This is a genomic window from Tritonibacter sp. AK171, assembly GCF_030127025.1.
Classification (GTDB): Bacteria; Pseudomonadota; Alphaproteobacteria; order Rhodobacterales; family Rhodobacteraceae; genus Epibacterium; species Epibacterium mobile.
In genome coordinates this window covers 1871750-1895428 of record NZ_CP126134.1, presented here as the reverse complement: position 1 = coordinate 1895428, position 23679 = coordinate 1871750, and the positions used below count along the sequence as shown (strand labels likewise).

The following is a 23679-nucleotide window of genomic DNA, read 5'->3' as shown; positions in this document are numbered from 1 at the left end:
CATGGGTTTGATTTCGGAAATCCTCGGGGGTGTTTTTGCGGCAGGCCCCATTGTCGCAATGATCGGAGCCTCGATCCTTGGCGTGTTTATCGGCGCGCTTCCGGGGCTTAATCCGGTGATGGCCATCGCGCTGTTGCTGCCGCTCACCTACTCGATGGAGCCATTGGTGGCGCTGGGCATGGTCGCAGGCATCTACAACGGGTCGATGTATGGCGGAGCGATCCCCGCGATCCTGCTGCGCATCCCCGGCACACCTGCCGCGATTGCCACGACATTTGACGGCTATCCGATGGCCCAGAAGGGCGAGGCGGCACGGGCGCTCAAGATTGCATGCTGGTCCTCTGCGATTGGCGGTGTGGCCTCGGCGATTGCGCTGATGACCATTGGCCCGATCCTTGCCCGCGCCACCTTGTATTTTGGTCCCGCAGAGTATTTCTGGATCGCGATGTTTGGCATGGCGTCGATCGGGGTCATGGTGGGCAGTGATGCGGTCAAAGGGCTGATGGCAGCGGCGCTTGGTTTGTTGCTGGGCACGGTTGGGCTGGATCAGCTTTCGGGCGTTGCGCGTTTCACCTTTGGCGAGGTGTGGCTGCTGAGCGGGCTGGATCTGATCGTGATCCTTGTCGGGCTTTATGCGCTGCCGCCGGTGATTTCATTGGCAGAAGCCGCAGATACCAAAGGGCTTTCTGCAAGTGACCTGAAGCTGGAAGCTGTAAAAGTCCCATGGAGCGAAGTCCGGGGGCTGGTGCCGACGTGGCTGCGTTCGTCGCTCATTGGGATTGGCGTTGGTATCCTGCCGGGGGCCGGGGGCAACATTGCGGCGTTCCTCAGCTATAATGCGGCCAAGAGTGCCAGTGATGAGCCAGAGAGCTTTGGCACAGGCAATCCGCAGGGCGTCGCGGCGGCGGAATGTGGCAATAACTCTGACAATGCAGCGTCCATGATTCCGGCGCTGACCTTGGGTATTCCGGGCAATGTGATCGCCGCCTTGGTGCTAGGGGCGCTGTTGATCCATGGCCTGCAACCCGGCCCGCAATTGTTTCATCAAAACCCCGGACTGGTCGGCGGGTTTATGGTGCAGATGCTGCTGACATCGCTGCTGATCCTTGCGGTGGGTGGTGCGGCTGCCACTCGGATTTTTGCGCAGGTTCAGCGCTTGCCGGGGGTGCTTTTGGTGCCGATGATCCTCGTTTTGATGGCCGTTGGGGTCTATGTGATCAACGGGCGGGTGATCGACCTGTGGGTGATGTTTGCAGCCGGTGCTGCTGGCTACATACTTGAGAAAATCAACGTGCCCTTGGCTCCGATTGTGCTGGGTCTGATCCTTGGCCCGATGGCCGAACAGAGCGTGCGGCGGGCACTGCTCATCAGCCGAGGCGACCCGACCGAGCTGTTCACGCGGCCATTGTCGGCGGTGATTGCGCTGGCGACCCTAGGGCTGGTGCTGTGGCCAATCCTGAAGAGCCTGAAAGCGCGCCGTCGCCCTCAGGCGCAATGATCCCGGCCTGAGCCGGCCCCTTTCTGGTGGAACACCACACACATCGCCTGCCGCCGTGGCGTGGGCGATGTGTGGCGTTTGGCGGACGGAACAGGCCAACGCGGAATATCGCGCCCCAGATCCCGCGAACCGCGACCATAAATTCACCATCAACAAACTTCCCTAAGCGCCGGGGCGCGCAAATTCTTGACCTGAGAAAACATCGACGTAAGGATATGTATTCGGGACCGAGACTAAAAATTACAACGGGGGACAAAACATGGTCATTTTCGAAAGGATACGCGCCTGACGCTTGCAGGCTTTGCCGCCAGCAGAGGCAGCAAAGCTACCGTCATATTGCTTCAGCAAAGCCGGGCTAGAGCTCTTGTGCAGCTTATACGGAACGCTGAGGCAGTGACCGCTCCGATGACTGGGAGCGCGCATTGCTTGGTTTGAAAGGCACGTCTTTGATTTCTTTTAGCACGACCCGACCTATTCAGAGCATGGCTCAGGCCGCCGTATTTGTGGTGTCGCTTGGGCTGTCTGCAGCGCAAGCTCAGACCTATAGTCTGGGCGCTGTGGCCGATCCCGAAGTTTATGGCGCGGTGCCCAAATCGGCGCCCTTAGCGCGCGGTGATTATCTCAGCGCCCCGTCCGAGATGTCGCTAAAGCGGTTCGTGCCTCCGGTTGGCGATCAGGGGCAGCAGGGCAGCTGCGTTGGCTGGGCCACGGCTTATGCCGCCCGAACGCTATTGTCGGCCAAGGATATGGAGGTCGACAGCTCGTCGCGCCTACGCAATATGGTGCTGTCGCCTGCCTATGTGTTCAACCAAATCCACCAGCCGGGCTGCAATGGCTCTTATGTGGCGGAGGCGCTGACATTGATGCAGCGTCAGGGCGTGTCGCTGCTGAGCGATTTTCCCTATGATGAATATTCCTGCACGGCGCAGCCCTCCTCCAGCGTGCGCGACAAGGCGAGCGCCTTTCGCATCAAGGGATATTCCCGCCTTTGGGGAGGTTCGGGGCGCAACAAACACGTTGCCACTCGCCGGGCCTTGGCCAATGGCAACCCGGTGGTGATCGTGATGGGGGTGGGCGAGGGCTTTATGCGCCATAGCGGCAGCGGCACATGGCAGCCGTCCTCGACCGAGTGGAATGAACTGCGCAGCAACACGCTGGGCGCCCATGCGATGACCGTGATCGGCTATGATGACACGCGCGGGGGCGGTGCGTTTGAGGTGGTAAACTCATGGAGCAGCGGTTGGGGCAATCGCGGGTTTTTCTGGATTTCCTATGAGGATTTCAACGCCTTTGTTTATGAAGGTTATGAGGTGCTGCCACCTGATCCGCCACCGCCGCCCCGGGTGGTGGACATGGGGGGCAGTGCGCGGGTGCTGCATATTTCGGGCGACGCGCTGGATGTGACGCGCACGAATGACGGCTATCGGCTGCGCCAGCCTCTGCCTTCGGGGACACGATTTCGGGTAGAGGCTTCCAGCCAGTTCAACGGTTCGCTTTATGTGATCGGGGGCGATGCAAGTGGTGACTATGTGACCCTGTTTCCGCGCGGAGATCGGGTGACGCCTTATACGCATAGCGGCACCACACTGTTGTTGCCGGGGCCGACAGAGCAGCATTTCACCCGACTGAATGACACGGTTGGCACTGATTATTACGTGCTTTTGTACACCCAAGAGCCGCTGGATGCGCAGGCGGTGGCCGCGCGGATGGCGCGTGCCTCGGGCAGCGTGGCTGCACGGCTGCGCAGTGCTTTGGGCAACCGGCTGGTGCCAAAGGATGAAATGGAGCTGCTGGCTTCTGGGATTGGCTTTGAGGCCGACAGCGGTGATGCCGATGTGGCGGCGGTGGTTCTGAGCATCAATCATGTCGCGGCAGACCCGGCCAAGGACGACAGTGACGCGCCGCTCATTGTGCTGACGGAGCCCGCGCCGGAGGCATTTGACAGCGATGACGCGGTGATCCCGGTGCCAAGCCGCCTGTTCCGCCTAGAGGGCATGGCGCAGGACCAAAGCGAGATTGCATCCCTCAAGGTCGAGGGAGCGCTAAGCAGCCGCTATTCCTCGCGCGGGCCATTCCGGGCAGAGATCGAACTGCCCGAGGGACCGGGGCCGCACCCGATCAGCATCGAGACCCGAGATGCGGCAGGCAACACTGCGCGCCGCACCTTTCAATTCAGCCTGACTTTCAACTGATCCTTGCAGGAGACGTTCCGTGATCCGAACTGCCATACTTCGAGTAATTTGTTTTCTATCGCTGGCATGGGGGGCCTCTGCGCAGGCGCTGGAATGTCGATACTGCGAAGGCAAGGACCTTGGCGATCTGATTGAGTTGTCGGTGTCGCGCAACAGCGGCGCGCTGCGCTCTCAGATCCGGGGCTGGATTGCCGAAAAACACCCGAATACGCCCGCAGGATATGTGGCGCGCGCCTGGGTGCTTGATCAAAGCGGCGGTGATCTGAAAGAGGTTGAGCAGCTCTATAGGGAAGGCATCAAACGCGACCCTTCGCTTGGTCTTGGCTTTACCAATCTCGGCTACAATCTGGAACGCCAAAAGCGGTACGACGAGGCGTTTGATTACTATCTGCAAGGGGCCAAAGCCTGGCCGCATCACGCGTTTTTTGTACAATACGCCTATTTCAACCTGAAGAACCGGGAAGGCGAGGCCGCCGCAAACGAGTGGTTCAACAGCTACGCGCCGACCGGTCCGGCGCAGGATTGGGTGTATGATTATGTGCGCGGGGTGATGGCGCGCACCAAGGGCGACCGCAGCACGGCGGATCGCTATTTTAAACTGGCGCTGGATCGCTCCACCAACGTTAGCGCTCTGACGGCGTGGCTTGATAATCGGCTGCGGATTCTGAGCGCCCAACGGGCAGACCGCAATACGCGTTTCAATGCCATTGGCGAGGCAATTGATTGGGCCAATGACAACCGCAATGACGCGGCGCTGCGCCATATCGGCAAAATCCTGTGGGATGATTTTAAGATGCACCGCGAGGCGCATCCGATTTTCCGCGCGGCCTATGAGATGAACCCGTCGCCAGAGGCGGCGCATGATGCCTTTGGCTCTATCGGCAATGATGATTTTGAGGGCGCGATTACGGTCCTCAATCAGGGCTTGCGCGATTTTCCGAACAATTATCATGTGCTTATCGCAGCGAACTGGGCGTGGAGCGAGTTCAAGTTCGATCCGCAAAAGGCCGATGACTACGGTGCTCGTGCAATCGCGATGGCTCCCACACAGGGCGAGCTTGATAATGCGATCAACCAATATGCCCGGTTCGCCAAAGAGGCCGCGCTTTATGATCGCGCGGTGCCGGTATTCGAAAAATACCTGCCGACGGTAAACGGCACCGCCTATCGCAATATTCTGGGCGATTACGTCGACAATCGTGTTCATGCGCGTGATTTTGAGCAGGCCAACCGCCTGCTGCAACGCGCCAAAGAATATGGCGGTTTTTCGGATAACTGGATCGCGGGGCGGGAAAACCGCATTCGCAACGCGCTGCGCCTGCAAGGCCAGCGTGAACGCTTCTTTGCGGAAAATCCCTTTCTCAAGGATTGGGAACAGCGTTTTGGGGACAGTCTGCGGGTGACGGTGGAATTTGCCACCGGCAAGGCCGACATCCGCGAGGCGGGTCTGGGTGTGCTGAAGCAGGCGGCAGATGCGCTCAAGGCGCTGGGCGCTGAAAACTATGTGTTCCTGATCGAAGGTCACACCGACATCACCGGCAGCGACAAGGTCAATCTGCCGCTGAGCGATGCGCGTGCCAAATCGGTAGAGCAGTATTTTGTCGAGAGCGCAGGCATTGCGCCGGAGCGCCTGCAAACCGTGGGCTATGGCTCGCGCATACCGCTGGCGACCAATGCCACCGACCGTGGCAAGCAGACCAATCGACGGGTCGAAATCCGCCCCTATGGCAATATCTCTGCGCCGCAGATCTCAACCTCGGGATGGCTGGATGCGCGGTCGCTGACGCTGAGCCCTGATGGCCGCTATGCGGTGACCGGCAACACGCCCGCACAGGTCTGGGATCTGGAACGGATGCTGCGGGTTCATCAGCTGCCCATCGGGGGCAGCTCGCGGGAGATTTCGCCCAATGGTCGCTATATTGCGGTGAAATCCTCCTTTGTGGGGGTCACCGGTGTCACGGATAATCTGCTTTATATCTACGACATGCGGACGGGGCTGATGCACAGCCAGTTGCCCAACTCTATCGAGATCGACGAGATCTCCTGGTCACCCTTCTCGGATGCGGTGGCCTATAGCGACCGTACCGGTTTCCTGAAGGTCTATGACATGGCAACGCGCAAGTTTCGCGGCGTGACGAAGATGGGCACCATTCGTGGCTCCGAGCAGATCGTCTGGTCGGGGGATGGTGCGCATATCGTGACCAAATCGCCGCGTACCGCGCATGCGGTGGTGCGGGACGCCAAATCGCTGCAACCGGTGGGGTCGCTGCGCAATACCGGCTGGCTGCATGGCTTCGCCAATACGCCTGACGGTAAGTATCTGGTGGGGATGAACAACAGCTATGAGCTGATCGTCTGGACCACCTCTGACTGGCGCGAGATTGCACGCAAGCGGATGCCTGCGATGACGTTTAAGCTGATCGCCCATCCCACGGAATCCAAGGTGATGATCGCCGATACATTCACCAATAGCACCCGTCTGGCGCTGGTGGAGGTGCCGAGCCTCAATGTGACCGCGCAGCTTCAGGGGGACCCGGAAAAGATCCTCTATGGTGGGTTCACACCGGATGGTGGGCATTACATCACGGCGATGGATGACCAGATTGTCTATCTTGATACCCGTGATCTGAGCGTCGATCAGCGCAAGGACGGGGCCGCATATAAGGGCCGTGGGCTGACCATGGTGCCCTCGCAGGATCTGGTGATGTCGCGCGACAGCGCTGGCACCAGCGTTTGGAACATCAAGACGGGCCGCAGGGTGCACCGGATCGAGGGAGAGGTTTACCAGACGTGGAGGCCGCTCAATCAGGATGGCTCGGTTCTGTTCACTTTTGACGAAGATGGGCAGATGCTGAAGTTTGACACCACCACCTTCCGCAGTGAGGTGATCAAGCAGATCGACGGCAAGCCCTACAGCATGCGTGAAAACGACACGCATATTGTGGTGGGCACGGTGCCGCAGGGCGAGGGGCCGTTTCAGGCGCCGCGATCCACGATCTACATGATCGAAAAGGCGACGCTGAATGTCGTGATGCAAAAGAGCTTTGACATCGTGTCCGAACCTGTACGGTTCAATGACATATATGATCCACGTGTGTTCGTGCGCCTTGCGGACAATGGCATGGTGGCGGTGACGTCCTCCTGGATGGCCGGGTTCAAACAGGGCTCGACCGATGGTCGCGTCGTGACCATCTATGATGGGCCAGCCAATCGCGAGGTGACGACGTTTCAGGCCGAGGATCGCTATTTCCAGATGGACTGGGCCGAGGGGGGCGATGTGCTCAAGTTCCGCGGCAAGGGGACTTGGTATCTGCACGATCCCAGCAATGGCAAAAACACTGGCCGTGAAACGCCCAGCCCGAACTATGAGATCGAGCTTGCGGATGGTCGCACGCTGGAATGGTTCTGGGATCACGTCGCACTGGAGGGTAAAGAGCTGACCTTCCCGCACAACCTGCGCTATCTGGAGGCCCACGCAGAGCGCAATCTGGCAATTGGTCTTACCACCGGTAACGAGCTGATCTTTATTGATTTGAACCGGATGGAGCAGGCGCTGACCATTGCGCCCCGCAAGGATGGCGAATGGATCGCCTATACCCCCGATGGGCGCTACACAGCGTCCTTGCAGGGGACAGAGGATGTCTATTGGTCGCTGGGTGACAACTACCTGCCCTTCTCGGCGCTGGCCGAGAACTATGAGCGTCCGGGCCTGATCCGCAATCTTCTGGACGCCATCGCACGTGGGGAAGCATTGCCGGATGATGGCGTGGATGTGGATGCGGACGTCTTTGAAGCGCCCTATGCGGTACGCCTGATTTCGCCCCAACGCAGCAGCACCAAAGACGAAACCTATGTGGTGGAGTTGGAAGTGCTGAAGGACAACGCCGATCTGGCCGATCCTGAGATCGAATATACACTCAACGGGCGCCGGGTGCTGAAATCGCGCGGCTTTGAGGAAGAGGCGTTTTTCGACGGGCAGGAGACCGTGGGCTTCAGTCGCCGGTTTGACCTTAATCCGGGGCGCAACGTCATTGAGGCATCATTGGTGTGGCGCGATGCGCGTATCCAGACCCAGACGCTGGAAATTATCCGCGAAGGCGGCGAGGCTCCGGATGAGAAACCATCCGGCCAGACGCTGTGGTTCTTTGGGGTTGGGGTCTCCGACTACGAACGCTCCAGTCAGAACCTAAACTTTGCCGATCGTGATGCAACGGAATTGGCAAAGCTGATGGAGTCGCAGGAGGGCAAGCTGTTTAACCGGGTCGAGACAAAGGTTCTGACCGATGCAGAGGCCACAGAGCGCAATGTCCGCATCCAGATGAACGAGTTTCTCGATCAGTCAGCGGATGACGATGTGGTTGTGCTGTTCCTGGCCGGACATGGTGTGGTCGACGAGGAACAAGAGCTTTACTTCATGACCCATGAGGGCGATCTGGCCAAACCCTATACCGGCATGAGCGTTGATCGTTTCCGCGATTATCTGGAAAACCGGCCGCTCAACCAGAATGCGCTGATGCTTCTTGATATTTGCCATTCTGGTGCCGGGGGCAACCGGGTGGTGGCCGATGATGCGGTGCAAAACCTCACTAAAGGCACAGGTGCAGTGGTGTTTGCATCCTCGTCCGGCTCCGAACTCAGCTTTGAGGATGAGAGCTTTGGCGGTGGTCACGGGGCCTTCACGGCGGCGCTTTTGGAGGGCTTGCGCGGGCTTGCCGACAACCGCGTCGGGGATCGCAACGGGTTTAACTCCTTGCAGGAACTGGTGCTCTTTACCTCGTCGCGAGTGCCGGAACTGACCGAGGGCCAGCAGCGTCCGCAAATTCCGGCGCTGTCGCTCAATGTGGATTATCCGCTCAGCATCGCGACGAACTGATCCCAAACCTCCCCCGCTGCAGATGTTGCGGTGGGGGAGGTCAACAGGCGGTGGTGGCGGCCTCCTGCAAGAGCCAGTCCTTCACCGTAGAAACCTCGGGGCGAAAGCGGTTTCGAGCATTGGGTTGCACCAGATAGTGACCTTGTCGGGCAGGCAGCGTCAGATCCGTGGCCTCCACCAATGTGCCCTTGTCGAGATAGCTTTGCGCAAAGACGCGGGCGATGAGGGCAACCCCCATCCCACGAGAGGCAAGCTCCAATGCGATCAGGGATTGGTCGACCTTGAGCGCCGGATCTGACGCGGCAGGTTCCAGCCCGTGTAGGGCGAAGAAATGGTGCCAAGTATCTGTCACACCTAAGACTTCGATCAATGGGCGGGTGGCGATCTGCCTTGGGTCGGGGCCGGGATGCAGCGCGGGCGCACAGACCGCGATCACCTCATGATGCATCAGAGGCGTGGCCTCGCCATCGGACCAATTGCCATCGCCATAGCGAATGTCGATGTCGATTTGCGCCGCGTCCGGGGTTTCGCTCCAGAGCGAGGAGAGCAGCCGGAGCCTGCCATTGGGGTAGAGGCGGTGATAGTTCGAGAGCCTTGGCGCAAGCCACAGCATATTGAGCGAACTGAGGCACCGGATCGTGACCTCCTGCGCGGCGGATTTGCCAAAGAGGTTCGATGTGGTGGCCTCGATATCGCCAAAGGCTTTGCTGACCACAGGCAGATAGGCCTGACCCAAACGGGTTAAGAATAGGGACTTTTGCTTTCGAATGAAGAGCTTATGCCCCAATGCTGCCTCAAGGCCACGCACCTGATAGCTGACTGCAGAGGGGGTAAGTCCCAATTCCTCGGCGGCGAGGGTGAAGTTTCCAAGCCGCGCGCTGGCATCAAAGGCGCGCAACCACGGCAGAGGGGGCAATTCCTGATACATGCAATGACAGATAAGCTAATCTGCGAAATTTTTTAAGGTAGTGACGAATTATTTTTCGTTATGGGGATTGCAGCAGCACCTGTAACGCTGGCGCGATGAACAAGGACGGACATCGCGGTGCGTGAATACGATTACATCATTGTGGGGGCAGGATCGGCGGGCTGTGTGCTGGCCGAGCGCCTGAGCGCAAATGGCCGCCATAGCGTGCTGGTGCTGGAGGCGGGCGGCACGCCGCGCAAGCCGTGGGTCGCGCTGCCACTGGGATATGGCAAGACCTTCTATGACCCGGCGGTGAACTGGAAATATCAGAGCGAGCCCGAGGAGGCGCTGGGCGGGCGCAGCGGATATTGGCCACGCGGCAAGGTTGTGGGCGGGTCGGGTTCCATCAATGCCATGGTCTATGCCCGTGGTTTGGCTAAGGATTTCAATGACTGGGAGGCCGCAGGGGCCAAGGGCTGGAACTGGGAAACCGTCCAGCAGACCTATGAGCGCCTGGAGACCCGTATCGCCCCGGATGGGACCCGGCTCGGTGGTGGGCCGATCCATGTGCAGGATGTCTCTGACCAGATCCACAAGGTGAACCGGCATTTTTTCGCGGCTGCGCGTGAACTGGGCCTGCCGCAGACGCTGGATATGAACGGCACCTCGCCCGAGGGGGCGAGCGCCTATCGGATCAATACCAGTGGCGGGCGCAGGATGCATTCGGCGCGGGCCTGTCTGGCCCCGGCGTTGCGGCGACAGAACGTGACGCTGATGACCGGCGTGATGGTGGCGCGGATCGGGTTTGACGGGCGGCGCGCAACCCGCGTCGAGGTCACGCATAAGGGGCGCGCGCAAAGCCTGCGGGCAAGGCGAGAAATCATCCTGTCTGCAGGTGCGGTCAGCTCGCCTCGTTTGCTGCAACTGTCGGGCATTGGCCCTGCGGATGTGTTGCAAGAGCATGGGATCACACCAATGATAAATGCGCCTCATGTGGGGGGCAATCTTCAGGATCATCTTGGCGTAAACTACTATTTTCGCGCAACAGAGCCGACGCTTAACAATCAGCTGCGCCCGCTGCACGGAAAGGTACGCGCCGCACTTCGTTATGCGTTGACGCGGCGCGGGCCACTGTCGCTTTCGGTCAATCAATGCGGTGGCTTCTTTCGCTCTGACCCTAGGCTGACAGCTGCCGATCAGCAGCTCTATTTCAACCCCGTCACCTATACCACGACACCTGCGGGTACGCGCACGGTGATAGAACCCGACCCTTTTGCCGGGTTCATCATCGGGTTCCAACCCACGCGCCCCAGCAGTCGCGGGCGTATTGATATCAGCGCAAATGACCCGCTCGCGCCGCCCCGGATCAGGCCCAATTCGCTCGCCACACAAGAGGATCAGGCGCAGGTGATCGCAGGTGGGCTGCTGTGTCAGAGACTTGCAAAGACTGCCGCGATCACCGGTCTGATCAAAGCCCCAATGGGGGAGGATCTGCGCCAGATGACCCCGGAGCAGATCCTTGCGGATTTTCGCACCCGCTCGGGGACAGTGTTTCACCCCATCGGCACCTGTCGCATGGGAGAGGACATCAGCCGTTCCGTGGTGTGTCCGCGTCTGAAGGTCCATGGCGTTTCGGGGCTGAGGGTGGTGGATGCGTCGGTTTTTCCCAATATCACTTCGGGCAACACCAATGCCCCGACCATGATGCTGGCCCTCAGGGCCGCCGATCTCATTCTGGAGGATGCATGAGCACGCCTTATTCAACATCCGGCGCAGTGCCGGTCAGCTACCAACGCGGCGCGGCTGACACCGGCCCACGCATCACCCGGATCGAGACCTTTTGCACGCCGCTCATCGGGTTTGTGCGAGTCACTGCCGAGGATGGCACGCAGGGCTGGGGGCAGGTGTCGACTTACAACAGCGATCTGACCTCAGAGATCCTGCACCGTCAGGTGGCGCCTTGGGCGCTGGGGCGGGGCATGGATGCGCTGGAGGCGGTGATCGCCGAGATCCCGCTGCGCGAGCATAAATTTCCCGGCACCTATCTGCGCCGCGCCATGGCGGGGCTGGATACGGCGGTGTGGGACTGGCGTGGCAAAGCGCAGGGCAAACCGGTGGCGGAGCTTTTGGGCGGCTCAAGCGGTCCGCTGCGGGCTTATGCTTCCTCGATGCGGCGCGACATCACCCCCGAGGCAGAGGCCGAACGCATGCAGCGGCTGCGTGACGCACATGGGTTTGATGCCTTTAAGGTCCGGGTCGGCGCGGAATGCGGGCAGGACCGGGATGAGTGGGACGGGCGCACCGAGGCGATCATTCCCACCATGCGCAAAGCATTGGGACCGGATGTAGCGCTATTGGTTGATGGCAATTCAGGCTTTAGCCCCGCCCGCGCGATTGAGGTTGGGCGCATGCTGGAGGCCAATGGCTATGAGCATTTCGAGGAACCCTGTCCCTATTGGGAGCAAGAACAAACGCTTGAGGTGACCCGCGCTTTGAACATCGATGTGGCGGGCGGAGAGCAGGACTGCGATCTTCAGCACTGGAAACGAATGATTGATAACCGAGTGGTCGATATCATTCAGCCAGATATCCTTTATCTGGGCGGGATGGTGCGTAGCATGGATGTGGCGCGCATGGGGCATGCGGCGGGGTTGGCGTGCACGCCGCACGCGGCGAATCTGTCGCTGGTGACATTGTTCACCATGCATCTGCTGCGCGCGGTCCCCAATCCGGGTCGCTATCTAGAGTTCTCCATCGAAGGGGATGACTATTACCCCTGGCAACGCGAATTGTTCGTGAATGACCCCTATCAGATCACCGAGGGTCAGGCGCATGTCACCGCCGCCCCCGGCTGGGGCGTGGAAATCTGTCCGGAGTGGCTTGCCAAATCTACCTACAAATGCAGCGAGGACGAGCAATGAGCGTTAACGCCCTGATCTCTAATTATTTTACCACGGGTGCGCTGTCTGACCTGCCCAACGATCACTTTATCGACGGAGCGTTCGTGCCCTCCGAGCATGGCAACCGGATGGAGAGCTTTGATCCCGGTACGGCCACTGTCTTTGGTGATTTTGCGGCGGGCACTGCGGCGGATGTGGACCGTGCGGTCAGCAGTGCCAGCGCGGGTTTTGCCCTCTGGCGCGACACGCCGCCCGCCCGGCGCTGTGCGATCCTGATGGAGGCCGCACGGTTGATGCGGGCCGAGGCGGATTGGCTGGCGGTTGTCGAAAGTCTCGACAGTGGCAAAACGCTGACTGAGGCCTATGGCGATATTCATGGATCGGCGCGGTTGTTTGAATATTACGCAGGCGCTGCGGATAAACTTGATGGGCGCAGCGTCAATCTTGGCAATGACAACGCAGCCTTCACCCTGCGCGAACCTGTTGGTGTGACCGCCCATATCGTGCCGTGGAATTACCCGACCTCGACGTTGGTGCGCGGTATTGCGCCAGCACTTGCGGCGGGATGTTCGGCGGTTGTGAAACCGGCAGAGACCACGCCCTATACCGCCCTGATGATTGCCGAACTGCTGATCCGTGCCGGGGTTCCGGCGGGGGTGGTCAATGTGGTCACCGGCACCGGCCAAGAGGCAGGCGCGCCACTGGTTCAGGATCCGCGCGTGCGCCATGTGACCTTTACCGGCTCTGTCGCCACAGGTGTTGGCGTGATGCAGGCGGTCGCTCCGAATGTGACCGGGCTGACGCTGGAACTGGGTGGAAAATCCCCGCTGGTTGCCTTTGCCGATGCAGATGCCGAGGCGGTGGCCGAGGGGGCGCTTTGGGCGATATTCTCCAACGCGGGCCAGATTTGTTCGGCAGGCTCACGTCTGGTGATCCACCGTGATCTTCATGCGCCGGTGCTGGAGCTGCTGGTAAAGAAGGCCAAGGCGCTGACCCTCGGTCATGGGCTGCGCAATACCGATATGGGGGCGGTGAATTCCGAGCGTCATCTGGCTGCGATCTCCGCCCATGTGGAACATGCGCGCAGCCGCGGGGTGGAGATCCTCTGTGGTGGTCAGGCGACCTCTGACCCGGAGACCGGCAAGGGCTGGTTCTTTGAGCCGACGATTTTGGACGGGCTCAGCGCGCAGGACCCGGCGATCCAGCAGGAGATTTTTGGCCCCGTGCTGGGCGTGCAGGTGTTTGAGGATGAGGAAGAAGCGCTGGCCCTGGCCAATGGCACCGAATTTGCATTGGCGGCAGGGGTTTATACCAAAGACATTGCAACCGCATTGCGCATGGCGCGCCGCATTGATGCCGGGCAGGTGACGGTAAATGACTATTGGGCCGGCGGGATCGAACTGCCCTTTGGCGGCAACCGAAAATCCGGATTTGGCCGCGAAAAAGGGCTGGAAGGCATTGAGGCCTACACCCGCGCAAAGGCCATCACCCTCGCTGTGTAGGCGATGCATTGGGGCCGCGCCACATTGGGGCGGCCCCAAAAAGGATCGGGTTACTGTTCGCGAAACGCGCGCGTCATACTGTCGGTCACGGGCTTGATCAAATACTGCACAAAGGTGCGGTCCTGCGTCTTTATCATGATCTGCGCGGGCATACCGGGGGTCGGGTTGAAACCACGCACCCGGTCCAGTTCGCTTGGTGGTACGGAAATTCGGGCGACATAAATTTCCTGCGGCAACTCCTGCGAACGGTCTAGAATAGCATCGGCTGAAACATAAAACACCTCGCCCTGAAGCGTGGGCGTTGTACGCTGGTTCAGCGCTGTGAGGCTGACGGTTGCGGCCTGTCCTTTGCGCACCACATCGATTTCCGTGCGCGGGATCTGCACCTCGATGATCAGCGGCTCACCCGTGGGCAGGATCTCAAGAATGGCCTTGCCGCTTTCGACCACACCGCCGGGGGTGTGATAGTGGAGCCGGATAACAGTGCCGGACACCGGTGCGACAATCTCGGTCCGGGTCAGGACGCTTTCGGCGCGGCGGGCCTGTTCGCGCACGCTTTCCAGTTCGGACTGCACCGCTTGTAGCTCATCAAGTGCGGCGCTCTGACGATCCGCGATGGTTTGCGTGATCTGCGATTCATAGCGTTGCGACAAGGAGGCGGTCTCATCCACCTGGGCCTCCAGACGCCCGATTTCACCAATGGCTTCGGCGAGCGCGCGGCGCAGCGTGTTGTATTCGGTTTTGCGCACCAGTCCTTTTTCCAAGAGAATTTCCTTGGCGGCGGAGTCCTCTTCCAGAATTTCCAGCTGCGCTCTGGTGGCAATGAGCTGTTTTTCATAGCCGGAAGAGCGATCTTTGAGGGCTTCAATACTCTGGGTCAGGAGATTGATATCATTGCGCAATTGCTGGGTTGCAGCATTGAACACGATTTGCTGGCCATCCAGCATGGCCGCGACATTGAAATCTGCGCGCAACTCTTCCAGCCGGGGCGGATAGATCAGCGTGTCCTTGCGATCAAACTCCGCGAGAATGCGGGTTTCCATCGCCTCCAGCCGGACTTGCCGGAGGAACAATTCGCGCTGCGTTGCCAGTGCGGAGGTTTCATCCAGCAGCACAATGGGCTGACCTGCCACGACATTTTCACCTTCCTCGACGAGGATGGCCTTGATAATGCCGCCCTCAAGGTGCTGCACGATCTTATTGCTGCCGGTGGCGACAAAACTGCCCTGAGAGATCACCGCAGCGGCCAATGGAGCCATAAACGCCCAGATGCCAAACCCGCCAAGTCCGAAGATCAAAAGGAACATGCCCCAGCGCACATGGCTTTTGACAGAGCGGGGAACCTCTTCGTACCAGACCGTGGGTTCGGCATAAGTTACCAGTTCAGCCATTTCCGGCTCCTCCCTGATTTTGGTTCGCGAGCCGACCACCGTTGGAGCGTTCCTGAAGCTTCTGCAGCACCTGCTGGCGTTCTCCGAACAACACGATATTGCCGTCTGCCAGCAGCATGATCTTGTCGACCACACTCAGCAGCGACGGTTTCTGCGTAATCACCACTACGGTGATCCCAGCCTCGCGCGCGTGGCGGATGGCGTTGGCCAAGGCCTGATCGCCAGAGGTGTCGAGATTGGAGTTCGGCTCGTCCAGCACCAAAAAGCGAGGGTTGCCGAAGAAGGCCCGTGCCAAAGCGATCCGCTGTTTTTGCCCACCAGAGAGCGGCGAGCCATCAGCGGCCACCATGGTTTCATAGCCATGGGGCAAGGAGGCGATCATGTCATGCACATCCGCCAAAAGGGCGGCGCGGTGGATGTCGTCATCACTGGCACCTTCGCGCATGCGGGCGATGTTGTTCTTGATCGAGCCGGGAAAGAGCTGCACGTCCTGCGGCAGGTAGCCGATGTTCTCACCAAGCTGGCGGTCATCCCAGTTGCGCAGATCCATAAGGTCGAGGCGCACATTGCCCGATGTTGGCAGGATCGAACCCACCAGCATTTTCCCAAGCGTGGTCTTGCCCGCGCCAGAGTTGCCGATCACCGCCAGAGAGTCACCGGGGTTGAGGCCAAAGGTCAGACCGTTCAACACCACCTGCTTGGTGCCTGCAGGCACATAGAGCAGCCGTTCAACATTCAGGCGGCCTTCGGGGCGGGGCAGGCGGAGCTTTTCGTATTTTTGCACCGAGGACATCATCAGGTTGCTGACGCGGTCATAGGCGGCACGCGACTGCGAAAAGCCATTCCAGCCTTCAATTGACCCCTCAATGGGCGCAAGGGCGCGGCCGGCGATGATGGATGCGGCGATGACCATACCGCCGGTGATTTCACCTTCGAGCGCCAGAAATGCGCCCCAACCCAACATGCCGATCTGGGTCAACAGGCGCGCGCCCCGCGAAACAGCGGCCCAGACGATATTGCGATCCTGCGCAACAACCTGCGCCCGGAGTGAAGCGGCAGTGTCGCGCCCCCAGAGCGCCACGGCCTCGGGCACCATGGCGAGCGCATTAATGATCTGGCTGTTACGCGACATGGAGTCGAGATGCATGTTTGCCTTGGACTGCGCCAGATTGGCCTCGGCAAAGGGTTTGGAGGTGGCTTTCTGGTTGATCATCGCAATCACCATCAAGGCCAGCGCCGTTCCAATTACAATGAGCCCGAGATGCGGATGCACCAGAAAGATTGCGAGGATGAACAATGGCGCAAAGGGCACGTCCAAAAAGGAAATCAAGGTGCCGGACACAAGGAATGACCTGAGCAACTGCAAATCCCCAAGCGTTTGATATTGCCGCCCGTTGTCATGAAGGGATGCATGGGCCGCCGCGCTGAGCACCGGTGCCCCCAGCAGCACCGCGACTTCGACCGCCGTGCGCATCAGGATAAACCGGCGAATGGCGTCAAATACCGCCTGCAAGATCACCGCGCCCGCAATCACGATGGTGAGCATAATCAACGTATCGATCGAGCGGCTGGTCAGAACGCGGTCAGAGATTTGAAACAGGTAAATCGGTACTGCGAGCACCAGAAGATTGGTGGCGCAGGTGAGGACCATCACGAAGCCGAGGTTGCGACGCACCACCTGACGGCCCTTGCGCAACTGCTGGACAAACTGTTCTGGTCCCGGGCGTTTGTGAAATTCCGGCTTTGAGCCGCCACCATCGCCGCCACCATTCCCGCCATTTGTATTGGCTGGAGGCTGGCCCCCGTTTTGTTTGAGGGTGGGGCCGGTATCGGCCTCGATCTGGACACCTCCCAACCCTTTGGCGATGCGCTCCGGCGCGGCCTTCATGCTTTCAGCGCTATCGCATCTGAGATCGGGTGTGAGTTTTAATGGGTCTTTTTCAGAACAGCCGTGAGCGGTGGCTTTTGTGTCGTCTGCGGTGGCGTCCGGCGTTTGGCCAGAGCCGGTAAAGGTCTTATCTAACATAATTTTTCCCTGTCACTGTCAGGCCAACATCGTTTGCATCAGGTCGGGGCCCGCACTGTTTTCAGGCGGCGTCGCGATGATTTCGGTGTCGTGGGTTGTGTCGATTTCGGGACCGATCATATTGTCGGCGAGGAAGGCCACCGCTTCATTGGCAAGTGCGGGCAGGGCGACGCCAAGCGGGTCCGCATCGGTGTCGATCAGATCGGCCTGATAGAGCAGCGCTTCGCTGTAAACATCGCCACCAACCCTCACCTCTGAATCGATGCCATAGGTGTCGATACTGGCGAGGTTGATGGCCGCGTTTGATCCGGTGGTCAGATTGATCTCGGCTCCGGTCTCCTCGGCAAAATTGTCCAGTGCGAGGTGAACCTGGTCGGAGTCCCCCATCACATTGGTCTGCTCCATCCAGTTGATGGTGGTCAGATCGCCAGAGATGTAGAGCACGGTTAAAACGTCATCGCCCGCAAATGCACCGTCATGTGCGACATCTGTGGTGATCGAATTGGCCCCCTGTGCAAAGGCATCACTGGCCTCGGCAAAGTTGTCGGTCATCTCACCATAGGTATCGAGCCCTGTGTTGGTGATGCTGGCGCCGTTAAAGAGCAGGTTATCACCGCCGGAGTACCCCACAGGTACCCCATTCGAGGAGGTGACCGTATCGTAATCCATCATCACATTGGTCTGGCTGATCTGATTGATGGTGATCAGGTTCCCGCCAATCATGATCAGATCATACCCGTAGCCAATCTCGGCCAGATCAACCACATTTGCGATGGTATTGTCGCCCATCACAATCTGCGTGTTGGTGCCGGTAAATTGGACGTCGGCCCGGTCATTGTCGGTCATGAAGCTGAACTGGCTGACCCAATTGACCGTCAGAATGTCGCCATCAATGCGGGTCACGGCCCAGTTGCTGGGAAGGCCCAGATCTTGGGGTGTTGTGTCCTCCACGGTGCTGCCGTCTTCGACTGCAGGCATGGACGACACATTCGACATGACGGCGACGTTTATGGTGGCAGACGCGGATGCCGCAGTTTCACCGTTAAAGCTTACCTGTTCGAAAAGCACATTGACCTGACTGATCGAGTTGAGCTCCACCACGTCGCCCATCACCGAAATCACCGGCGCATCGAGCCACCCCACCATAACGGAGGCGTCATTGACCATCACATTGGCCCCGGTCACCACATTGTGGCCGTCGTCGATTTCAAAAGTATCCGCATCCGACGAGGACCCGTCGAGGCCCTGAAACGGGTCCGTGTCCGCCAGCGCGTCACCGTCTTCCTCGGTGTCGCTTTCTTCCTCTTCGAGCGTCACATCGGGATTTTCCGCCTGAAAATAAGCGGGCATCACATCGTCCAGAACCGGTGTTTCCTCGACGGTTTCGCCGTTCACGAAACTGCCTTGCGCGTCGGCACCGAAGGATACGGTCACTGTTTCACCAATGCGGGAGGCATCCTCGACGGCGCTGATCGCCTCATAAAATTCGAGCGCAGCTGAAAGGGTGCTTTCGCTGAAATCAAGCGGTGCTTCAGAGGTGGTCGCGCCAAGCGCCTTGGAGATCAGCGCCAAACTGTGCAGAGACGTCAGATAGGCCGAAGGATCGACAAATTCTGCCTGCTCTTCGTTGAGGTACAGCTCATCATCATCTTCCATCCATGCAACCTGAGCGGTGATGGTGGCGACGCTGCCCGGCGGCTCCAGCGTCAGATGCGGGCGTGCCGGGAAAAAGGGCAGCGGAGCGGCCTGCCCATCAGGTGACCCCTCGATCAGGGCAAGTTGGCCCAAGGGTTGGTAAAAGAGATCTGCGAGATAGAGGCCGTAGCCATCGGGGGCGAAGAAATAATCCGCCGCCGATGGCGTGTAGTCGACCGAGGGTGAAAAGTCCGTGAGTGTGTAGGGTGCGCTGATCTTGACTGAAATATTGAGAACATCCTCAACTGCGGGATCTTCTAGTTTGGCCGCCTGAAACTGGGCGTAGACGTCGCGCATACGCGCTTCTTCAATGGCGATGTGGAATACACCGATCATATGGGCGACAATTTCGGTTACTTTGTCGAACATGGTACTGGCCCCAATTGCTGGGAATGAATGGCTGCTCACCTCTTTTTTGTTATGGGCGGATTGAATTATCCGCAGTGCGAGCTTGGGAAATGGTGGAAAACCGGGCCCGATGATCGGGCCCGGTCCGTTGGTTTATTGTGCGATTATGCGCCGTCGCCATCGTCGCCGATGTAGCTGGAGCTGAAGCCCCCGCCGACCACGGTCATATCAACGGTGTTCCCAAGCACGTTGGCACCCATCACGATGCTCTGGTTGAACGCGGTGGTATCGACCTGAGCCGCCGACGAAGCGAAGGACTCACCGGTTACGAAACCATCGTCACCGTTGTTCGATCCCCACATGCCCGCGTTGCCGCCAGCACCGCCAGCACCGGTGGTCGCCATGCCGCCAGCACCGCCGGTTCCGCCACCGGCCTGCACGCCGCCAACGACAGCCTGACCGCCGAAGCCGTCACCGCTGCTGCCGCCCCAGGCGTGTCCGCCGTAGCCATCGCCACCGTCACCTGCACCTGCAACATTCATGCCGCCATTGCCCTGAGAGTTGTTCAGAGCAGCAGCCCATGCCGCAGCGTCGCCGCCGTCACCACCGTTGGCGTTGCCGCCGGAGCCGTAGCCTTCACCATTGCCGGCTGCAGCTGCCAGAGATCCGGCATCGCCGCCGTTTCCGCTTTCGCCAGAGCCGCCACCGATACCGGTGCCGATTGCATCCGCATCGGATGTGCCGCCGTCACCGCCGTCTGCACCGGCAAGGCCAAGACCCAGAAGTCCCAGACCACCGCCAATAGCGCCGGTATCACCGGTGTCGCTGCTGTCGGAGTTGGCTCCTGCAGCGCCGACGCCTACGCCAAGACCGCCTGCATCACCGGTGTTGCCACCGTCTGCATTCGATCCAGCCAGCCCTGCGCCGACACCGAGGCCCGCACCGATGGAGGTTGCCGCTCCGCCGTCGTCGCTGGTTGCGTCAGAGTCTGCCCCTGCGCCACCAATCCCGACACCAAGGCCGATGGATGCAGCATTGCCGCCGTTTGCACCGTTACCGCCCTGTGCGGATCCGTTGCCACCGTTGCCGCTGGCTCCGCCAGTTGCCCCGGCTGCGCCGCCGATCCCCAGACCGCCAAGTGCGCCTGCACCGTTTGCGGTGGCTCCGCCGCCGCCGGTACCGCCGCCTGCGCCAGCTGCGATACCATCATCAGCAGTCGCAGTGCCGCCTTTTGCGGTGTTGGTCTGGTTCATCGTGCCATTATTGGACACGTTGCTCAGATGGTCGTTGTCTTGCAGGTTGTTGGACTGCGCATTGATGGTTCCGGCATCGTTGCCGGCACCGTTCAGAGCGTCGTTCAACATGCTATCCAGATCAAGGTCGTTGCCCGGATTATAGTCGATGTTGCCCTTCGCCATGATGAAGTCACCGGCGTTGGAGTGATCCAGATCGATGTCGGCAAAATCATCGTCGGTGGGCTCATAGCCTTCGACCCCCACCGAGACATCCACGGTGACCGTAGAATCGTTGGTGTTGGAATTCAGGTTGCCATTGGCGTTGAGGTTGGCATTGCCGTTGGCGTTGCCATTCGCGTTGCCGTTGGCATTCCCATTGGCGTTGCCGTTATGGTTGCCGTTGCCATTGGCGTTCCCGTTGCCATTGAGGTTGCCGTTCCCGTTGCCATTGCCGTTCATATTGCCATTCCAGCTCTCACTGGATTGGTACTGGCCCTGATCCTGATCTTGATCCTGGTCGGACAGCTGACCCTGCGCCTGCAGCTGAGCTTGCAGCTCTGCCTGCGCCTGACCCTGGCCTTGCAGCTGGTCTTGATCCTGATCCTGAGACTGGTCGCCCATCGGGCCGAAGTGGAATTGGTTTTTCTTAGACATAGGATGTCTCCCGTAATGCATTCCCGGGATCGCCACTCATATCAAAAGCGATCATGTGGGTTTGCCATTGATGTGTTTTCATGAAATTGCGCGCCGTTGAGATTTCGCTTCTGCCGGTGCGCTGCAGAAGTTTCGTGTGTCAGATATTTGATCCCCCCTCGCTATGCATTTTTGAAACAAAAGAGCCGGAGACAAACAGACGATGATACGCGTTGTATTGTTGGCTCTTTCCTGCGGGCGCTGAGGCCAGCAAGGTCACAAAAGGTGACGTTCAGAGCATTGCGAAAGCCGAAACGTAAAACCACCCAACCATAGGATTAGGAATGGAAAATAATTACTTATGTATTTGATTTGATGGTGTTTTTTACATCGTTCTTGTGGCCGTGAAACGATGCACTGGCCGTGGATGTCATTCGTTTCGGTTGGGCTAATCAATGGGTTTAGTTCAGTTGAAACAAGAAGATTTCAGTGACCGTTCAGAAGGCGTAGGCCATATGAATGAGGGGCAATCTGTGGCCGCAAATTTAATCCACTAATTTAATATGTAGGCTGACTATAATGTATGCTGTCAAAGTAGAAAAAGATTCCCGAACCAGCCGTGCAACTATAATGAGATACGGCGTAACGCGTGGAAATTATTAAGGTTGTGCGCAGATGATTCGAAGATTCGTATGAAAGCACCGCACCTTCTCCAAATGAGCAGTCCATTCGGTGTGAGAATTTGTGAGAACAACAACTCTCTGGCGTGAAAATGCCGTGATTTCTGCAGTGTTACGCGCGTTTCTTCTGTTGAGTGGAGGTCTCATTGACCCTGCGTCAACTTTTTGATTTTTCAGGGTGATTTTTGAAAGTCTACATCTTGATCGCGAGAATAGGCGTCACGATTGAGCAAATTTACGCCCGAACATGGCAGACACTTACGATAAATTGTGATAATTTTTTGTAGTTAGTTTGGCATTAATCAATGTGCCCGTCTCCGGGGGGAGGGAGCATCACGCTCCAGGGACAATTGGTGCATCGGGCGATATCGAGCGCCCTGCTATCGGATGTATAAATCCGAAGCAAAAAAGTAGTTTTAGTCGTTCAGGTACGTTCGCAACATGTGAAAACCAAGTGGGATGCGACATGAAGAGTAACGAGTTCAAAAGTGAATTGAGTGGGATTACGTGCTATTTCGTAGGAAATGCGCATGACTTCTCAGAACCAGCCATCGAACTGGCGACGATCAGTTTCAAGTCTGTTCGGTTTGAACGTCTTGAAACGATTGAAGATCTCCTTTCCCTAGATGTGGATCGGGTAGATCGCGTGCGTTCGATTATTCTAAATCAATCTATGGGTGAATCGTTTAGCAATTCCATAGATCAAATTCAAGATAAATTTCCCAGTGCCACCACGGCCTTTGCGTATCGGCAGCCTGAATTGGCACGTTCTTTTTTAATCCGAATGAAAAACCAACGCCCAAAGCGCGGGGTTGGCTTTCTGCCGATGAATCGGGATCTTGATCGCTGGCTTACGGTTTTGCGGTTGCTGGTGCGGGGGGAAAACTACGTGCCGGGGGAGCTCTATGATGATTTTTTTTCGGGCGCTGACGTCGCGGCGGCGCATGAGCGGCCGCCAGCTCCGAGCGAACCGGAGCCATCCTCTTCCAAGCCGCGCGCCGCAGGTCAGCAGCGCGCATCAAAGGCAGGCAATATCCGCCTGACCACGCGCGAGGCACAGGTTCTGTCCTGTGTCGCCGAAGGCAAGCAGAACAAGCTGATCGCCAATCGGCTCGGGTTGTCGGAACACACAGTGAAGCTCCACATCCACCATGTGATTGCCAAGCTTGGCGTCAACAACCGAACCGAGGCCGCTGTTTGGTTTCTGGAAAACCACGGCTCTGATCAGTTCGTTCAATGAAGGGGGCCGCGCATCAACCCAGTTTTGATGCGTTCCTCTTGTTGGTCGGCCGGCTCAACTATGCGTGGACCAATACCGAAAGCCTGTTGATCCATCTGATCGCCGGTCTGGCCAAGGTGGATAAGGAAACCGCGACGGTAATCTTCCTGACCCTCAACACCACGCGTGCGCGCATCGATCTGGTCGAGCGGTTGAGCAAACTCGACAGGGTTTCTGCCGATGAAAGAGACCCGGTGCTTGCGCTGACCGGGCGCATCCAACGTCAATCCGCACTGCGCAATCGCTACAATCACTGCATCTATGCGTTTGACCCTGAGAATGGGAATCTCCACACGATTCTCATGCGAATCGCGGACCGCAAGGACACGCTGAAAATCGGTCAATCCACACCGCTGAACGATGCCGCCGCTGAAGATATCGAGACGGCGATCTCGGAATTGACGGCGATAAATCACGGTATCTGGCAGGTGATTGCACAGTTTGGTTATCCGGCCTGAGATCTCGGCCCCAAGACCCTAGCCAAACGGTCTAACCCTATTGCTAGCTTCACAGAAAATGC

13 protein-coding genes are annotated in these 23679 nt (G+C 58.7%); 8 read left to right on the top strand and 5 right to left on the bottom strand.

From position 1 onward, the window contains the following. The first annotated feature begins 1 nt into the window (after position 1). The 3 genes from QNI81_RS08935 to QNI81_RS08925 all read left to right on the top strand — a co-directional run bounded on the left by QNI81_RS08935 (position 2) and on the right by QNI81_RS08925 (position 8563). The gene (locus QNI81_RS08935) at positions 2 to 1498 is read left to right on the top strand and encodes a tripartite tricarboxylate transporter permease (protein WP_283966281.1); all 1497 of its coding nucleotides are present in this window, start codon (positions 2 to 4) and stop codon (positions 1496 to 1498) included. Positions 1499 to 1980: 482 nt separating this feature from the next. After that, complete coding sequence (locus QNI81_RS08930) at positions 1981 to 3690, top strand: C1 family peptidase (RefSeq protein WP_283966280.1); 1710 nt, start codon at positions 1981 to 1983, stop codon at positions 3688 to 3690. A 19-nt stretch (positions 3691 to 3709) separates the two neighbouring features. Continuing rightward, entirely contained in the window at positions 3710 to 8563 is a 4854-nt protein-coding gene (locus QNI81_RS08925; RefSeq protein ID WP_283966279.1) for an OmpA family protein, read from the top strand. Positions 8564 to 8603: 40 nt separating this feature from the next. Here the strand turns inward: QNI81_RS08925 and QNI81_RS08920 are convergent, their stop codons facing one another. Further along, positions 8604 to 9491 carry a LysR substrate-binding domain-containing protein gene (locus tag QNI81_RS08920; protein ID WP_283966278.1) on the bottom strand — a complete coding sequence of 296 codons (888 nt, stop codon included), beginning with the start codon at positions 9489 to 9491 and terminating at the stop codon, positions 8604 to 8606. A 117-nt stretch (positions 9492 to 9608) separates the two neighbouring features. Between QNI81_RS08920 and QNI81_RS08915 the strand changes: the two genes are divergently transcribed. From QNI81_RS08915 to QNI81_RS08905, 3 genes are read left to right on the top strand one after another with little or no spacing between them, the layout of a single operon-like run. Then, complete coding sequence (locus QNI81_RS08915; RefSeq protein ID WP_283966277.1) at positions 9609 to 11219, top strand: GMC family oxidoreductase; 1611 nt, start codon at positions 9609 to 9611, stop codon at positions 11217 to 11219. Then, positions 11216 to 12391, top strand: coding sequence for a mandelate racemase/muconate lactonizing enzyme family protein (locus QNI81_RS08910; RefSeq protein ID WP_283966276.1), 1176 nt, complete (start codon positions 11216 to 11218; stop codon positions 12389 to 12391). Before QNI81_RS08915 ends, QNI81_RS08910 begins: the two co-directional genes overlap by 4 nt. Continuing rightward, positions 12388 to 13872 carry an aldehyde dehydrogenase family protein gene (locus tag QNI81_RS08905; RefSeq protein WP_283966275.1) on the top strand — a complete coding sequence of 495 codons (1485 nt, stop codon included), beginning with the start codon at positions 12388 to 12390 and terminating at the stop codon, positions 13870 to 13872. The genes QNI81_RS08910 and QNI81_RS08905 overlap by 4 nt, the downstream gene beginning before the upstream one ends. 50 nt (positions 13873 to 13922) lie before the next feature. On the opposite strand, the gene QNI81_RS08900 is transcribed toward QNI81_RS08905, so the two are convergent. The 4 genes from QNI81_RS08900 to QNI81_RS08885 form a co-directional block, all read right to left on the bottom strand. Then, complete coding sequence (locus QNI81_RS08900; RefSeq protein ID WP_009178704.1) at positions 13923 to 15263, bottom strand: HlyD family type I secretion periplasmic adaptor subunit; 1341 nt, start codon at positions 15261 to 15263, stop codon at positions 13923 to 13925. Beyond that, complete coding sequence (locus QNI81_RS08895; RefSeq protein ID WP_009178975.1) at positions 15256 to 17289, bottom strand: type I secretion system permease/ATPase; 2034 nt, start codon at positions 17287 to 17289, stop codon at positions 15256 to 15258. The genes QNI81_RS08900 and QNI81_RS08895 overlap by 8 nt, the downstream gene beginning before the upstream one ends. Before the next feature lie 18 nt (positions 17290 to 17307). Beyond that, a complete protein-coding gene (locus tag QNI81_RS08890) occupies positions 17308 to 19353 on the bottom strand; it encodes a type I secretion protein ATPase (protein WP_283966274.1) in 2046 nt (681 codons plus the stop codon). A gap of 143 nt (positions 19354 to 19496) precedes the next feature. After that, complete coding sequence (locus tag QNI81_RS08885) at positions 19497 to 21221, bottom strand: hypothetical protein (protein ID WP_283966273.1); 1725 nt, start codon at positions 21219 to 21221, stop codon at positions 19497 to 19499. A gap of 1125 nt (positions 21222 to 22346) precedes the next feature. Between QNI81_RS08885 and QNI81_RS08880 the strand changes: the two genes are divergently transcribed. Both QNI81_RS08880 and QNI81_RS08875 read left to right on the top strand, forming a co-directional pair. After that, positions 22347 to 23120 carry a helix-turn-helix transcriptional regulator gene (locus QNI81_RS08880; RefSeq protein ID WP_283966272.1) on the top strand — a complete coding sequence of 258 codons (774 nt, stop codon included), beginning with the start codon at positions 22347 to 22349 and terminating at the stop codon, positions 23118 to 23120. Further along, entirely contained in the window at positions 23117 to 23617 is a 501-nt protein-coding gene (locus QNI81_RS08875) for a hypothetical protein (RefSeq protein ID WP_126137281.1), read from the top strand. The genes QNI81_RS08880 and QNI81_RS08875 overlap by 4 nt, the downstream gene beginning before the upstream one ends. The last annotated feature ends 62 nt before the right edge of the window (positions 23618 to 23679 follow it).